15 protein-coding genes are annotated in these 16,281 nt (G+C 45.4%); 9 read left to right on the top strand and 6 right to left on the bottom strand.

The annotated features are described in order from the left end of the window. Positions 1–553 precede the first annotated feature (553 nt). The 4 genes from ABH008_RS13190 (at position 554) to ABH008_RS13175 (ending at position 2,673) form a co-directional block, all read left to right on the top strand. Complete coding sequence (locus tag ABH008_RS13190) at positions 554–1,231, top strand: hypothetical protein (RefSeq protein WP_347986084.1); 678 nt, start codon at positions 554–556, stop codon at positions 1,229–1,231. Between the two features lie 737 nt (positions 1,232–1,968). Further along, positions 1,969–2,208 (top strand): DUF2171 domain-containing protein, encoded by a 240-nt coding sequence (locus tag ABH008_RS13185; RefSeq protein ID WP_347986083.1) that lies wholly within the window; start codon positions 1,969–1,971, stop codon positions 2,206–2,208. Between the two features lie 4 nt (positions 2,209–2,212). Then, entirely contained in the window at positions 2,213–2,353 is a 141-nt protein-coding gene (locus ABH008_RS13180; RefSeq protein ID WP_347986082.1) for a hypothetical protein, read from the top strand. An 83-nt stretch (positions 2,354–2,436) separates the two neighbouring features. Next, entirely contained in the window at positions 2,437–2,673 is a 237-nt protein-coding gene (locus tag ABH008_RS13175; protein WP_347986081.1) for a DUF2789 domain-containing protein, read from the top strand. A gap of 661 nt (positions 2,674–3,334) precedes the next feature. Here the strand turns inward: ABH008_RS13175 and ABH008_RS13170 are convergent. Next, positions 3,335–3,709 (bottom strand): DUF4010 domain-containing protein, encoded by a 375-nt coding sequence (locus tag ABH008_RS13170; protein WP_347986080.1) that lies wholly within the window; start codon positions 3,707–3,709, stop codon positions 3,335–3,337. Between the two features lie 378 nt (positions 3,710–4,087). Between ABH008_RS13170 and ABH008_RS13165 the strand changes: the two genes are divergently transcribed. Together ABH008_RS13165 and cydB are read left to right on the top strand one after the other, a co-directional pair. Further along, positions 4,088–5,443, top strand: a complete 1,356-nt coding sequence (locus tag ABH008_RS13165) for a cytochrome ubiquinol oxidase subunit I (protein ID WP_347986079.1) — start codon at positions 4,088–4,090, stop codon at positions 5,441–5,443. Positions 5,444–5,494: 51 nt separating this feature from the next. Next, on the top strand, positions 5,495–6,508 hold the full coding sequence (cydB, locus tag ABH008_RS13160) for a cytochrome d ubiquinol oxidase subunit II (protein ID WP_347986078.1): 1,014 nt from the start codon (positions 5,495–5,497) through the stop codon (positions 6,506–6,508). A 202-nt stretch (positions 6,509–6,710) separates the two neighbouring features. On the opposite strand, the gene ABH008_RS13155 is transcribed toward cydB, so the two are convergent. Then, positions 6,711–6,890: a hypothetical protein gene (locus ABH008_RS13155; RefSeq protein WP_347986077.1), complete on the bottom strand. Its 180-nt coding sequence runs from the start codon at positions 6,888–6,890 to the stop codon at positions 6,711–6,713. Positions 6,891–7,766: 876 nt separating this feature from the next. On the opposite strand from ABH008_RS13155, the gene fumC reads away from it, so the two are divergent. The 3 genes from fumC (at position 7,767) to ABH008_RS13140 (ending at position 10,762) form a co-directional block, all read left to right on the top strand. After that, a complete protein-coding gene (gene fumC / locus ABH008_RS13150) occupies positions 7,767–9,170 on the top strand; it encodes a class II fumarate hydratase (protein ID WP_347986076.1) in 1,404 nt (467 codons plus the stop codon). A 109-nt stretch (positions 9,171–9,279) separates the two neighbouring features. Next, positions 9,280–10,020 carry a rubredoxin-like domain-containing protein gene (locus tag ABH008_RS13145; RefSeq protein WP_347986075.1) on the top strand — a complete coding sequence of 247 codons (741 nt, stop codon included), beginning with the start codon at positions 9,280–9,282 and terminating at the stop codon, positions 10,018–10,020. A 346-nt stretch (positions 10,021–10,366) separates the two neighbouring features. Beyond that, positions 10,367–10,762 carry a CBS domain-containing protein gene (locus ABH008_RS13140; RefSeq protein WP_347986074.1) on the top strand — a complete coding sequence of 132 codons (396 nt, stop codon included), beginning with the start codon at positions 10,367–10,369 and terminating at the stop codon, positions 10,760–10,762. 236 nt (positions 10,763–10,998) lie between these two features. Here the strand turns inward: ABH008_RS13140 and ABH008_RS13135 are convergent, their stop codons facing one another. The 4 genes from ABH008_RS13135 to nuoL all read right to left on the bottom strand — a co-directional run bounded on the left by ABH008_RS13135 (position 10,999) and on the right by nuoL (position 16,276). After that, positions 10,999–11,310, bottom strand: coding sequence for a hypothetical protein (locus ABH008_RS13135; RefSeq protein ID WP_347986073.1), 312 nt, complete (start codon positions 11,308–11,310; stop codon positions 10,999–11,001). Between the two features lie 135 nt (positions 11,311–11,445). Continuing rightward, positions 11,446–12,960, bottom strand: coding sequence for an NADH-quinone oxidoreductase subunit N (locus ABH008_RS13130; protein ID WP_347986072.1), 1,515 nt, complete (start codon positions 12,958–12,960; stop codon positions 11,446–11,448). Further along, positions 12,957–14,441, bottom strand: coding sequence for an NADH-quinone oxidoreductase subunit M (locus ABH008_RS13125; RefSeq protein ID WP_347989973.1), 1,485 nt, complete (start codon positions 14,439–14,441; stop codon positions 12,957–12,959). Before ABH008_RS13125 ends, ABH008_RS13130 begins: the two co-directional genes overlap by 4 nt. Next, positions 14,441–16,276, bottom strand: a complete 1,836-nt coding sequence (gene nuoL, locus ABH008_RS13120; RefSeq protein WP_347986071.1) for an NADH-quinone oxidoreductase subunit L — start codon at positions 16,274–16,276, stop codon at positions 14,441–14,443. Before nuoL ends, ABH008_RS13125 begins: the two co-directional genes overlap by 1 nt. Positions 16,277–16,281: the final 5 nt, after the last annotated feature.

Genomic DNA, 16,281 nt, shown 5'->3' with positions numbered 1-16,281 from the left:
TAGGTCACCTTGAATCCTGAAGTTAATAACTTTAAGTAAAATAGCGTAAATGATTATATTTATTGCTAAGTTAAGATGGGTTAAGGACAGGTAAATTTAGGTTAAATTTTAATCAGGTGTTATACGTTATTGCTAATTACTAAGTTAATGCAATGTAAAAATGTCCACTCTTGAGCAAAGTTGAAATGTCCAATTAGCTGAATGATTTATTGTGTAATTGGAGAGGGGATGTAAGGTTTCCATTTCAAGTTGACAGACCTTTTTATTGAGATGGGTATTGGCGGTGTTCCTGATTTTAGTGGTGCTTGATTCGCCTAAGTGTTAACTTGAAGGTATGCTCAGTTTGTATTCTGATTGGGATTGATCAATTCCTAAACGCACTCAAAGCATTTCAGTGCTCAACGCGGAAAGTGGCGTCCAATAATTACATTATGTGGTTTGTTTAAATTTACCCAAATTACTGCTAAGATGAGCTGCCAAGTTGATAACCATCAATTCTTTAAGGTAAAGCAACTGAATAACGCTGTTTTTTTATTTAATTAGGAGATTCACTATGCAACACGGAAAAGCCCTGCTGGCAACTGCATTGCTTCTCAGCGTAAATACTATTACCGCTCAAGCGACAGTTACTGCTGTCGATAATGGTCTGGGAATCTACGAGAGTGGTACAAATGTTACCTGGACATCAGATGCCAATTTGCTAGGGACTTTGGAAACAAATCAAGGATATACTAGTGTAATCAATGCAATCATTCAAGCAAATAACAGAGTTGTCCAGACTATAAACGGCACCCATGACTTAGTGGATGCGGATTTTAATGTAAATGGTACAGCGGACTGGTGGGGCGCACAAGCCTTCGTTGGTTATCTAAATAGTATTGTTTACGGCAATTCAGACCAATGGGTATTGCCGACTAACACTGTAACCTTATATGGTCAAGCTTACAATGCAACTCCTTCGGGAATCAGCTCAAGCATTCTAGTCGCGAATCGAAGTGACTCTGGATATTGGTCTAGTACAGTGTCCAATTATTCCTTTTACCCCAATAGCGCATGGGCCTTTACTGGTTGGTTTAACAGTCAGAGCTATGCAACTATGGATCATCAATACTTAGTATGGGCTATCAGTCCCGGTGTTGTTGCCGCTCCTGTGCCCGTTCCTGCCGCTATCTGGTTGTTCAGTTCTGTGTTACTAGGTATAGGTTTAATAGGAAAACGTCGCGCTGCTTAAAACACACAGTTACTGACGTGAGACATGTTCGTCTGACCCAATTCCACTTTTAGTCTACAGACGGATTTTTGAATTAGCGCATTTAACTGTTCAAGCAAGGCATTCTATAGGCGATGGAGTTTGCCCAGCCTTTCCAGTGACTCTGAGTTCCGCTCATGTACCTGAACCTTCCGCCAGCGCATGCACCTCCTGGTGCCACTGTTCGATGGCCTGGAAGGCTGGCTTGGCTGCGTTTTATAACGGGCTAGACCCTCGACTGCTAAAATGGTCAAGACGACACTCATGATCCAACAGCGGCTGTTTTTCACTCTCGCCTTTAAATAAGAAACCTGACAATATGACACCGCAGATCGCCAAGCGTGCCAATGAAATCTACAAGCAGAGGAGTAGCCAGGACGATCGTGCCATACAGGAGTGGCAACAGGCGGAGCAAGAGCTGCGATAAAAATAATAAATAGCGACGAACAGTGCGGCAGAGTAGGTCGAACATTCATCCAAAATCAAGCAATTGTGTGTGTGCAATCGTACAGACCGATTTCAGTCATGTCTGTATATTTAAAACACCTACCAGGGGATTTAATGGGGTATGTAGTGAATGCGCACGGTATTAATGTACTGTAATTCGAGCCTACCAGCTTAAGTTCGACAGCTAGCTAATGTCCTCAAATATTGCCTGAGTTAGCGTCAAATAATTAAATTAACTCGGTCTTTCCGACTGAGTCAACAGGAGAAACGCTATGATTAATACCGACCAAATTAAGCCTGATATGCCCGTTGTTTGCTCTGAAGATGGGCAGTTCGCCATTGTCGATCATATGCAGGGGACGAATACCATTAAGCTGAATAAAGATAAGACCGGTCAACACCATTACATTCCGGTAAGTTGGGTAAGCTCAACCGCTGGCGGAAAAGTTAAAGTAGATCGTCCTGGAGAACAGGCGATGGCGCAGTGGTCGACAAGTCCGCCAAGCGCATAAATGAATGACTTCACCTAATAATATAACGGTCATTAAGTTACGGGAAAATGTTGTAGAAATAGGTATCTCTGTTGAGGATGCTCTTCGTTTTATCGCCACAGCCGGTGTGGTTGGCTATGTTAATGATGATATAAATAATCATTGAATGTTTGAATTTCATTAAAATTAATAATCGCGGCGCTTAAATCCGACATTGGCGTAAAGCATTAATAGTTACCGGGGATTTAATTGAATACTTCAATACACACGTTACAAATGTTATTTACTCAATTGGGTTTAGCAGGAGACGAGAAACAGATTAATGCCTTTATTAAAAAGCACAGACCGTTACCTCGCTTTATTCCTTTGTCTGAGGCCAATTTCTGGAACGAAGCACAGGCAGCGTTCCTGGCGGAAGCGGTAGCAGAGGATTCGGATTGGTGCACGCTCGTGGATGAAATAGATTGTTCGTTACGAGAAAATTAATAAGTGGAGCTGGAAATATTATGCTGTTAGCTGGATTGAGAGACCTACTACTAAAGTCATAAATAAATTACCGGAATCTAAAGTGTGCGCACCAGTTCTTGACCCTACCTAGGATAGCGGTAGCGTATATCAGAAGCTGAACATATGCTGATCCTTTGTTGTCGCGATGTTACGTGAATTTATCAGGAAGTGGCACTGATGAAAGAATAAACCAAACATCAACATGGCGACAATCTACTGAGGGTTCCTTGATGAAAAATTTCCCAAAGGTAAGCTTATTGCCGTTATTGTCTCGGGCTATGATTGCGACGGGGCCGCAGCATTGTGTGACATAAAGCATTACCATCGCCCAGAAGCTTAGTGTGGCTCTCCAGCCTGACATGCCAGAGTGCGCAATTGACACTGGGTGCGTCGATTTTGTCCTATCGCCCGAAAATATCGCGTATGAAATTATGCGAATTGCACGCGCGAAGCCTAAGAAACGCTTCACAAACCGTACTCAAATTCCAACAGGGATCCTATTACACCAGCACAGGTCAAAGGCAACAATAATGCCGACAGCGTTGCCTGGTTGGTTGCCGCCAACAACACCTTCATTTGAATCACGGTTGCCACAGTCGATAAAACTGCAGCCGCGACAGCTCCCCACAACAAACTAGACTCATTCGCGGCTATGGGCTCTGGCTCCCATTGAACTAATCGTGGCAACACTAGACACAAAACCTGATGCAAACCCACTGATGGCAAGACAAATACGCGGCCCCGTGTCGCGTAGGGTGATGTATCCTGTCGCGCCAATGGACATGATGATGATCACAATTATCCAAATTGTTCGCGGGTTCAATGCATTGAAGCGCCCAAGGTATTGATCTGGTGTGAGGGGTAGCAGCACGAGCGCTGCCGCAGCCAGAATTAGCGCATCGTTGAGTTCGCCCTCACTTAGGATAGTGCTGACGAAATGGTGAAGGATATTTCGTTCAGTCAATAATATGGTCAGAATCACAGCTATTCCAGCTGCCAACACAGGGTCGCGCATTGCTTAGCCGCCGAATAACAGGGTCTAGCAGCGCCACTACTGTTGACATTATAAATCTGTCTTTAGAAGTATCCTGCTTTATTAGACCATTTCACCAGTTTGATATGGCATACCCAGGAAAGCAGCCAAGCCATTGAGTACGACACGGAGCTTGCGCGTAGCGAATAGCAAAGCAGAAAAATTAATCTTTTGTCGATATTGCTCGTGGATGATGAGCTTTAATCGCAGCAAATCTATGCTTTGAACATTTCAACTACCCAGCTAAGTGCGTCACCGAACTGAGTATATTCAGTTTTACCTGTTTAATCATCAAAAATTCCGGCGATTTCGGTTGAGAGTCGTTCAAGGCCTATTAATATATTGTCTAAAAAGATACTGATGGAAATCCTGCAAGACTCGGTTTTTTTGTCGCGCCTACAGTTTTCGGTAACTGCTCTTTTTCATATTTTATGGCCGTTAATGACCGTGGGTCTCTCTATTATTCTTGTGGTTTTTGAGGGACTCTGGCTCAAAACGGCGGATATCGATTGTTATAGGCATGCGCATTTTTGGGCCAAATTATTTTTGCTCAACTTTTCGGTAGGTGTTATCAGCGGCCTGCCTATGGAGTTTGAATTCGGCGCCAATTGGTCGCGGTTTTCCATCATGGCGGGTGAGTTTTTCGGTAACATTCTAGGCTTTGAAGGCGCTATGGCCTTTATGTTGGAAGCTGGATTTCTCGGCATTATGCTGTTTGGATGGACGCGCGTGCCTCCGATTATGCATCTGTTTGCAACCTGTATGGTGGCCTTAGGGGCATCGCTATCCGCCTTTTGGATTCTGGTTGCCAATTCATGGATGCAGACGCCTGACGGCATTCATCTGGAAAATAACCGGGTAGTGGTAGACAGTTATTTTGATGCAATCTTTAATAAAAACATGCCTTGGGGCGTTTCTCACATGTGGTTTGCCTGTTTAGCGACCAGTCTTTTCGTTTTGGGTGGTTTATCTGCCTGGTACATCCTTAATAAAAGGCACACGGCTTTCTTTCTTAAATCCTTTAAACTTGCCTTTCTAGGCGTAATTTTTGTAGTGCCATTGCAAATATTTATTGGGCATAACAGTGGCAAAGAGGTATTCGTAAACCAACCTGCAAAAGCAGCTGCTTTAGAAGCACATTGGGATACGAATGAAAATGATAAAGGTGCGGCCTGGAATCTGTTGACTTGGCCTAATAAAGCGGAACAACAAAATGATTGGGCTATCGCTATTCCGAATGGATTAAGCTGGATAGCGACCGGTGAAAGGCACGGCCAAGTGCAAGGTTTAAAAGCCTTTCTAAAAGGCGATCAACCACCGGCGATTTTACTAATTTTTTATAGCTTTCGTCTCATGGTGCTTATTGGCATGTATTTTTTAGCTGTGATGCTGTGGACTGCTGTCGCATGGATAAGTGGGCGACTAACCGTCGAACTCATCGCGAATAATCCTTTACTGCTAAGGGCATGGATAGCTGCCATTCCGCTGGGTTATCTAGCTTCTGAATGTGGCTGGATAGTGAGAGAAGTCGGCCGTCAACCTTGGGTAATTTATGGCATATTGCGCACCCGCGACGCAGCATCCGTGCTACCGACATCGGTAGTGGCAAGCACTTTGTTGGCTTTTATTGTCGTTTACAGCATTCTGTTTGTACTGTTTCTGATTTTTGCCAGCCGTATTATCCGAAAAGGCCCCGATTTGACGTTGACACCCTAGTTATGAGGTTAAACTGGAAATTAATTAACAATAATTTTGGGCTAATAAAAGATGGACAATGAAATTCATACGATACTCGCCAATATCTGGTTTCTTATTATTGGCCTGATGCTGTTTTTATATGTGGTTTTAGATGGTTTTGACCTTGGTGTCGGTATTCTTTCGTTATTTACCAGGAATGACAAACATCGCGCCATCATGATGACAAGTCTTGAAAGTATCTGGGATGCGAATGAAACCTGGCTGGTATTGCTTGGCGGCGCATTATTCGGCGCTTTCCCTTTGGTTTTCGCCATCACATTACAATCGCTATATGTTCCAGTTATGGTGATGATATTTGCCCTTATTTTTCGTGGTTTCTCATTTGAGTTTCGTCACCATGCAAAAGACATAACCTTGTGGAATCTCGGCTTTGGCTACAGCAGCGTATTAGCGAGTTTAGCCCAGGGTATCGCCTTTGGAGGATTGATTGGTGGACTACTTGTTTTTGACGGCAACTACCAGGGCAAGGTTTGGGGATGGTTTACACCCTTTTCTTTATTGGTTTCCGTTGGAGTTGTTTCAGGTTATGCCTTGTTGGGTGCAACCTATTTAATGATAAAGACCGAAGGCTCGATTCAGGTTAAATGTATTTATCAAGCTTATGTAGCAGCTGCTTTGCAAATAACCATTCTGATTGCGGTCATAATATGGATTCCCCGCTTCAACCCCTATTTTGCAGCGCGCTGGGCGAATAATCTATCTGGGCCTTATATTAGTTTCTTTCTTCTATTAGCTGTCTTTGCTTTTTTTATGTTGCTCAGCGCATTACAAAGACGTTTTGAAATAAGAGCTTTTTTTTGGAGTGTCATCATTTCACTGGCCGGTTTTACTGCAGTAGCCATTGGCTATTATCCGTTTTTGATCCCTGCTTCTTTGGGCTTGAGCCAAGCGGCCTCTTCGAGCAAAACCTTAATATTCATGCTTGCAGGTATTGGTTTTTTAATTCCAATTATGTTAGTTTACAGCGGCTATCAGTATTTGGTGTTCCGAGGCAAGATTCAAATAGATATGCCAATGGAGTGATGTCGCGGTAACTTCAGATTTTTGTTTAAAAATCGTATCTTCTGGTGTGGGTTCAAGGCGTTAGTCTCCGTTACTTTCATGGCGTACACGTGACACCGTGGCGTAAACCGTCTTACGCACTCGATTTTAACCGCCTAAGGGCTTATGTTCTGGAGTTGAGTGCCAAGGTGTGAAAGACAGGTTTTCGCAGTACGCCACTTGCTTAGGAGAGATAAACCGCTGTTTGGGGATGGTGATAAGCGCTACGCGCTACGCGGTTGAAGGGAGCGATTACTTCATTCCACGCTATGGTTGGATCCTCAATCGGCATTTCCGAAGGATGAGTACGTAGCTGTACCATAAAGTCAAAACACGCTTCGCCTTTAGCGAGCTGTTTCTGCATATTTTCCCGCAGAAAATTCGGAGAAGAGGATTTCTCATTCCCGGCATGGATTCGTTATTCCAATGGCTCTGGAAAGATACCAACCCGGAGTTTCTCTGGCAAGTTGTCGAGCACCTTAAATTCAGCTTTTACACATCCATGGTTTTGGCGTGAGCGTCTCTCAAGGCTAACCCATTTTTGGCTGCATCACTGCGAACAGCTTCCTTAATCATCTGGACGATCTGCCGGGTTGCAGCGCCTTCGTTTGCGAGTATTTCCTCGAGATTTAAGCGTTAGAAAACAGCAAAGACAGCCCCAATGGAAGAGCTTTGTATAGTTTTAGCACAGCTGTTGTAACTTTGCTCATCATGAATCCTCATGGATTTTGTGTGTAAAAATTTTAAGTTAGGTATCTGTTTCCGGTCTCGTCAGCTGCAAAGCTGAGAAAAATATTTGAAATAATAATTGCAATTACAGGATCAGTCGATACCAAGCCGAACATAGTTGCGGCACAAACGCCACCATGGTGGTCATTGGTCGCAATCCTCCCATTCCTTGATCTGGGCTGGATACCGGCGCAAACTATGCCGAAGGTAATCTACCGTACAGACTGTGATAAATGTTTTCCCTATTGTACAAATCTGCGGACAAGACGAGGTGGCTTTTGGTTGGGTGAGATACTCAGTGGGATGCAACCTTAAATATTTGCCCTTATAACCGTTGAACTTTAAAACCTAAATAAATCAGAATAACTATAAGTATCAAAAAATAGTGAGTTGATTCTGAAAGTTTTATACGCTGTTTTCCTGTAGACATATTGGCAATGAACGCAAAATACAAGCAAATAGGGATAAGTAGTACAGGTGTTAAAATAATGACATTAGAGGTATATAGATAATGAACCCAATATCTTGCGCCACACGTATCGAGAGCGACTCTATGGGATCTATTGCTGTGCCCGCAGACAAATACTGGGGCGCCCAAACCCAGCGAGCTCTACAATATTTCCAAATCGGCATTGAACGCTTGCCTAGGCCACTCATTCGGGCTTTAGGAATTGTTAAATATTGCGCGGCGCAAAGCAACGCAGTCCAGCATGGCCTCGATCAAACCATCACGAATGCCATCGCCGATGCCTCGCAGGATGTCATAATCGGCAAACTGGACGACAATTTTCCGCTTGTAGTCTGGCAAACCGGTTCCGGCACTCAGTCTAACATGAATGCTAATGAGGTAATCGCCAATTTAGCCAGTGAGCGCCTGGGCGGTGTGTTGGGATCAAAATCACCTGTTCACCCAAACGATCACTGCAATTGTAGTCAATCAAGCAACGATGTTTTTCCAACCGCGATGCACATAGCTACGGTTGAACAACTCCATCATTTGTTGATACCAGCGCTACAATACTTACATCAGGCGTTGACGGACAAATCTCTGGCCTGGACAGATATCATCAAGATTGGTCGCACCCATTTGCAGGACGCAACTCCCTTAACATTGGGCCAAGAATTTTCCGGCTATACAGCTCAGTTACAACTCAGTTTGGCTCGGATTACTGATTGCTTGCCGCGTCTCTACCCTCTCGCTCAGGGCGGCACAGCAGTCGGTACCGGACTAAATACCAAAACGGGATTCGCAGAAATTTTTGCCGAACAAGTGGCAAACTACACAGGAATGCCATTCATCACGGTTAGCAACAAGTTCGCAGCGATGGCTAGTCATGATGCATTGGTGGAAATATCTGGTGTGTTGAGCGGTATCGCCGTCACACTGTATAAAATCGCCAACGACATTCGTCTACTCGCTTCCGGTCCACGCGCCGGATTGGGGGAGCTGAGTCTGCCGGAAAACGAACCCGGCTCGTCGATCATGCCCGGTAAAGTCAATCCCACACAGTGTGAGATGATAACCATGGTCTGCTCGCAAGTTATCGGAAATCACACCACGGTGACTTTTGCCGGAGCTCAAGGACATTTGGAACTCAATACCTTTAAGCCTGTAATCATTTATAACGTCTTGCAATCGATACGATTGCTCAGTGAAGCCATTACCAGTTTTACGGATCATTGTGTGGTTGGCATTCATCCGAACACAGACCGAATTACTCAGCTTATGGAGCAATCGCTCATGTTGGTAACCGCTTTGGCGCCAGATCTTGGTTATGACAATGCAGTTTTGATAGCCAAAAGGGCTTTGGATAACCATAGCACACTGAGGGAAGCTGCTGTCGCCAGCGGACTTATTGATGAAGCCAAATTTGATGCTATCGTTCAACCGGCAAAGATGATTTCGCCTGGATGAGTCGACGGAGTGACTGAATAAAAAACACCAGATAGAGTAAACCATCATTGATGGTAAACCTAAGAAAAGTATCCATATTTTCTACATTGTTTGTGTACGGAGATTAAATATGAACGACACAATTTCAGTATTAACGCTCGATAACCCTCCACAATGGGTTTGCCTGGTATGTGGCTACAACATGATTGGCGAGATGACGGATATTTGCCCGTTTTGTGGCGCCCGACATGATCAGTTCATGCGTTGGGACGAGGTGGAAATGACATATCGGGTCACTAGTGTGACAGTAAATGACTATGTTAATCAATTGCTATCCGTACCCAAATTGGGACTGGAGCATGCGGCCTATCAAGTCGTAACTGAACATGGCTTGGTGTGGATCGATTCACCTTCGGCGTTCAACCGCGATTTGCAGCCAGCGGCTACGATTTTATTCACACACCATCATTTTATGGGGGCTTCAAATCAATACCGCCGCCTCTGGCACTCCGAAGTTTGTTTGCATGAATTGGATGCCAGGCATCCACTGGCAGCAGCGTTCGACATTGATAAATGCTTTAGCGAAGACTTCGTCTATAATGGCATACGGAGCTTTCACATCGGCGGCCACACACCTGGTTTTACCCTGTACATCTATCGGCACGTGCTGTTTATCTGTGATTATGTATTTCTGACTAACGACGGTATGTGTTTCAATCCCTACGGACCCGAAATCGAAACCAGGCAACGCGCTAAGTACATTTATGAAATCATAAGCAAGGCATCGTTGAATACGGTATGCGGTTACAACTATGTTTCCGACTTTACCGATTGGCTACCGGCATTCGAAAATTTACTCTTTCAGCACTGAGGCCTACATGTTCAAACATACTGAAAATAAAATTGATTGATTACCTCCAACGGTTTTTGCTCTGTACGCGCCTAAATCAATAGTTCTATGCACTCAAGTTTTAATCCGCTCAGCCAAAACCATTGCTGACCGATACCATGCCTTTTCCCTAATTGACGCAATTCACCCATCTGCAAGTCTATTAATAAGGTTTCTACTTGTAGGTTACTTGTCACAGTAATTGGTTTGATCCAGGGTCAGATAATCTCAGTGCGTTAGCGAACAGACTAGTTTGCACTGAAGTGCAATAATTTTACCTAGTGGCACAATAGCATTTCAAACATTATAAATATAACGAGGTGTGGCAATGTTATCTAAAATCTCTGTAACCGATTATATGTCAAAGAACGTTATTACGGTTACACCTGATATGGAAGTTATTCAGGCTATAAAAATTATGTTGGATAACAAAATTACCAGTGTACCCGTGCTTAATGCGCAAGGTGAGTTAATTGGGCTTTTTTCTGAGAAGGATGGCGTCAAAGGTGTTGTAGAGTTTTCCTATAACCAAAGTATGGATGGTAAGGTTCGTGAAAACATGACCAAGGAGACACCTATTATCGATTTCGAGAAAAGTGTTATTGATGCTGCAATTCAATTTCAAGAAATGGCGACTAGAAGTTTGCCAGTGTTTCAAGAAGGACGGATGGTTGGGATAATAAGCAGAGTTGATGTCATGAGAGCTTTGATAAATCTATCATGAAGTAGGGCCTCTATTTTTTCGAAAGTATGTTTAGGGGTATTACAAGCCCCAACAAGCAGCATAAATCACGCGGTCATTTAACGGTCATTTAATGCTGTAGCGGTTTCGATTTGCCCTAGTCTCCTAGAGTAGTTAACCAAAGTTATATTGTCCGATATTAGGATTTCAATTTCACTCTGGCATCCTGAGTAGTAAAAAGCCAATTCACACAAACGCCACCTAAACTCAAGATCTCCTCAACCGTTAGCTTCCTTAGATACCGTAACGTTATGCGTTAATTCAGGAAAAGCAGGGGTAACGCTACCACGATTCATAATCGGGGCAATTTTTTCGTTATATTCTGCTTCGTCGGCACCACGGTGTATCCATTGTATAATCACGTCTTTATTACTTATATATCGCAGGTTGGTTTTCATAATGCCATTAATGGCCGTGCCTAAACGAGCTTGATTATCCCCGCCGTGATAACTAATGACGACATATTCAACCGAAAGTCCAGGCTTACCATCCAGGCCCTGATGAGTAAAATACTTGTTAGCAAGCGCCATCAGATAACCGAGCCCGATGGTAAGCAGAAACACCGTATTTAAAATTCTTTCGCTGATGGAAATGTCGTTAAAGCGAATATATTGTTTTGTCGGATCGTTGAAAATAAGGGTTCCTGAACAGGGGAGCAGCGAATCTCAGTTGATATTGCCTGCACAACCAAAGTCGTACCAGCAAAAATTTACGGTTTGGTCTACAACTTCAGATGTGATCAATTTTTCTTGAATGGCATCAATCACCAAGCTCGGATAAACCCCAAGCCAAATCAGTAGCAGGATTAGCGACACGAGTATTGAGATGGATATCCGAGCGGGTGGGTAAGGTTTTGAAAATTCAATGTCTGTTGCCTCAACCTTCATCGACATGACAACGATGATTTTCAAATAATAATAAAGTCCTACGCCGCTTCCAATAATAACCGCGCAGAGTAAACCCCATAACTGCTTATCCATAGCGCTGACGAAGATATAGAATTTACCTATGAATCCGGCGGTCAGCGGAATGCCCGCCAGCGAAAGCAGCATTAGAGTAAATGCTGTTGCTAAGCCTGGCCGCCGCCAAAACAGACCTCGGTAATTAGAGATATCTTCTGCTTCCTCTTGTGGTGAAGACAGCATGGAAATTACCCCGAAAGCGCCTAGTAGGGTAATGAGATACGCTGATAAATAAAAGGTAATGGCTTCATTTGCGATTTCCGTCGAAGCGCCTCTGCCAGCCACAAACGCTACTAATAAATATCCCAGATGCGCGATAGAGGAATAAGCCAGCAAGCGTTTCACATTGTTTTGCAGCAAAGCCAGCAAATTACCACCCAGTATCGATAGGCCGGCAATCAGACTGACAACCATTTGCAAGGGGAGGTAAGTGAAACTATCGGTTGTGTTGAAATACCGGAGCAGTAAGGCGAATACCGAAGCTTTGGAAGCAGTAGCGATAAAGGCGGTGATTGGCGCAGGCGCGCCTTGGTAAACATCCGGAGTCCAGAGGTGGAATGGTATCAGGGACAGTTTGAACCCCAAGCCGACGACGATCAATAGGATACCGCAGAGTATCATGCGGTTCAGCGACTGCAAATCAGCCATATAATGCCCTATGGCATTAAAGAACAGTTCACCGCTTTGCGCATAGATCAAGGCCATGCCTAGTAATAGAAAAGCCGAAGACACGCCGGATAAAACCAGATATTTAATCGCAGCCTCCAGAGGTCTGGCTTGATTGAGTGGATAGCCTATCAGTGCAAACAGCGATATGCTAAGTATTTCCAATCCCATGAAAAAACTGGCAAAATGCGTGCTACTGATCAGCACTGAGCAGCCAAGCAGCGCGGTCAGTAGCAGCAAGGGAAGTTCTTCGTTTTCTCCTTGCTGGGCTTTGAAGTAATCATAACAAAACCCCACAATGGCCAGGCCGGTCAACAACAGCAAGAACAAATAATAGTGTGCAAAGCCGTCCATCCGTATCAATGCCGTAATCTGCAGCGGATCTTCCCGCCATTGGTAAATCAACATTAGCAATGCACTTAACATACCGCCAGCGGCGAGCACGCTGGCCAAAACAAAACTCCGTTTAACGGCAATGCTTAGCATGATGGCTACTGCCGCGCCAGCAAGTGCAATCATGGGCCCCAAAGCTATCAGTTGTGTAACATTCATTTCTGCGCCGTCTCAATAAAATGCTGCATTTCCAGCTTTAGAGAAAAACTCGAAAGGTTCAATACCGTTTGCGCGCTTATACCTAAGCAAATAGTCGCAATTGCCAGTATGCCAAGCGATAGCCATTCACGCCGAGAACAATCGGCCCCTGGGGACTCTTGTGTCAGTGGACCGTAAAAAACTTTTTGGATCATATTAAGTGCGTAAACCGGAGCTAGAATAAGGGCCAGTACCGTCACGCAAGTCAGTATCGGGTTGACGGTGAATGCACCCAATAAAACCAGAAGTTCCCCCATAAAGTTGCCCAATCCCGGCAAACCCAGTGAGGCAACCGAGAAGAACAAGGCTAAGGCCGCCAGACGGGGTAGTGGTCCCCATAGTCCACCCATAAGGCTTAGTTCTCGGGTGTGCAGGCGTTCTTGTAGTGCGCCGGCTATCATAAATAAGGCTGCGGCGCTGACGCCATGGGCCAGCAGGGTGATGACCGAGCCTTGCAAGGCAAATAAGTTCCAGGAAAATATCCCCAGCAGGATAAAGCCCATATGGCTGATACTGGTATAAGCGATCAGCCGTTTTAGATCTGTTTGGGCAAAAGCCAGTATCGCACCATACAGCACGCTGATGGTGCCGAGCAGCATGGCGATTGGGGCAAATTGACTCGCTGCATCCGGAAATAAAGGGATAACGAAACGCAATAACCCGTAAGCGCCGGTTTTAAGCATGATGCCCGCCAGAATAACACTAGCGCCGGTCGGGGCCTGGGTGTGAGCGTCCGCTAACCAGGTATGAAAAGGCACAGCCGGCAGTTTGACGCAAAACGGTATAAAGAACCCCAGCATCAACCAAAATGCCACATTCGGTTCAAGTTTGGTATTGAGTAATTCGAAATAATCGAACGAAAGCACTCCGCCGTTATGATGTTGAATCAACGCAAAAGCGACGATAGACAGCAACAACAATAGACTGCTCCCTTGGGTAAAAATGACAAATTTTATGGCCGCATAGGTCCGGTTTTCGTGCCCCCAGATACTGATCAGAAAATACATGGGGATAATCATCAGTTCCCAGCTGAAAAAGAACAGGAATAGATCGACCGCCAGAAACACACCTACTGTTCCAGCCAGACAGAATAATAAATTAAAGAAATAAAAGCCTTGTCTGTGTTTAATTTCTGTCCAGGAACTACTGACTGCCATAAAACCGAGTAAGACCGTCAACGCGATCAGTAGTAGACTGAGACCATCCATAGCCAGATGAAAACCGATGCCGAAACGCGTAATCCAGGGTAGATACAGGTCGGCAAACCAAGCTAATGGAAGATCTGTAGCCAACTCAGCTTGCGTCCACAGCGCAAACATCAGTAGCACCTCAATGCTGAGGGTAAGTATCGCTACCCAGCGCGGCGCTAACGCGCTCCACCGCTCTGTAAACCAAGCCGCAAAGGCGCCGGTAAGCAACACGACTATCAGCATCAGTAACATCACAACCAACATCCTAGGGTGATTATTAGTACTGTTCCCAGCACCATCGAGGTTGCATACCAACGCATGCGACCGGTTTGAGAGGTGCTGAGCAGTTGACTGCCATGACGACAAAGCCAGGCAAAGCGAGTATATAAAGTATCCACCAAATCATTGCGATTGCATGTGCTGAGGGTTTTAAAAGGCTGCACTACTAAGTAGTCATACATCCCATCCATGCCCCAGCCTTTAAACCAAAAACTCTGCACTTGCTTCGCCCAGCCGAAACCGCAAAGACGTTCAGGAGAAATCGTACGGGTAAGATAGAACAGAATTGCGATCAGTAGGCCGATAAAAGGTGCTGTAGCGGTGATAATAGAAACAAGGTCGAATTTGTGAGGGTTTTTCTCATAGACCAATGTAGAGAATACTGAATCCAGTGACATTTGCAGGAGGCCACCGCCAAGCGCCAAGCCGCAAAGCACGATTAACGGTATGCGCATTCGCCAGCCGTGTTGCTTGACGCCCTTGGTGTATTCACGCCCGAAAAACACCGTAAAAACCAGTCGGAAACTGTAAATGCCTGTAATCATAGCCCCCAGGCAGCCAAACGCCCAAAGCCAAGCGGAGCTTGCATAAGCCGCCTGCAGAATTTCATGTTTGCTGTAGAAACCTGCGGTAAATGGCAGCCCACTCAAAGCCGCGCTGCCAATTAAAAAGCTCCAGAAGGCGAGAGGCATGATTTTGCGTAGCCCGCCCATCCTGAAAATATTGTGCTCATGGTGTAAAGCGGCAATCACAGCTCCTGCGGCAAGAAACAACAACGCTTTGAAGAATGCATGCGTTAACAGATGAAAAATAGACGCAGACCAGGCACCTACCCCTAAAGCCAGAAACATATAACCTAGCTGACTGATCGTGGAGTAAGCAAGTATGCGTTTGATATCGGTTTGGGCGAGCGCAGAGCAGCCGGCCAGCAACAAAGTGAGAGTTCCAAGCACTGCGACTAGGCTTTGCACAACGGGGGCTTGTGCAAATAAAACATGGGTTCTGGCGATCAAGTAGACACCAGCAGTCACCATTGTGGCGGCATGAATTAGTGCGCTGACCGGCGTAGGCCCCGCCATTGCGTCGGGCAACCAGGTTTGCAAGGGTAATTGTGCGGATTTGCCCACTGCTCCGCCCAGCAGCAGGGCAGCAGCAGCGACCGGCATTACACCGCCTGACGTCCATCGCTGAGTAATCTGTGCCATCAGTGACTGAATGTCAACCGTGTGCAACTGAGTAAACAGCAGCAATAAGCCAACTAAAAGTGCAGCATCGCCGGCACGGGTCATCACAAAGGCTTTGCGGGCGGCATAGCCGTTATTTGCGTCACTATACCAGAAGCCGATCAGCAGATAGCTGCCGAGCCCAACGCCTTCCCAGCCTAGATAAAGCAACAGCAAATTGTCGGCTAACACCAATACCAGCATGGAGGCCACAAACAGATTCATACAGGCGAAAAAACGGGCATAGCCAATTTCGGCGGCCATAAACTCTGCGGAATACAGATGTATTAAAAACCCGACGCCTGTCACCACAAACAGCATCGTCACCGACAAGGCGTCGAGATAGAAACCAAAGGGTGCCGATAGATCCGCGATTGACAGCCAATATCCAAATACCAGATGGTAAGCCGGCTGGGTTCCCTGCAGGAATTCTGCGCCGATCAGGGCTGCCAAGAGGCACGAAACGCCCACACTGCCGACACCTATCCAGGCAACAAGTGATTTGGAGAGTTGTCCGGCGCTAAAGGCCAAGACTAAAAAACCCAGAAAAGGTGTCAGCGGGATCAACCCTATTAGTTCGATCACTGTTA

The sequence above is a fragment of the Methylomonas sp. AM2-LC genome, from assembly GCF_039904985.1.
Classification (GTDB): domain Bacteria; phylum Pseudomonadota; class Gammaproteobacteria; order Methylococcales; family Methylomonadaceae; genus Methylomonas.
The sequence above is the reverse complement of the archived record's forward strand: the minus strand, read 5'-3'. Positions and strand labels throughout refer to the sequence as shown.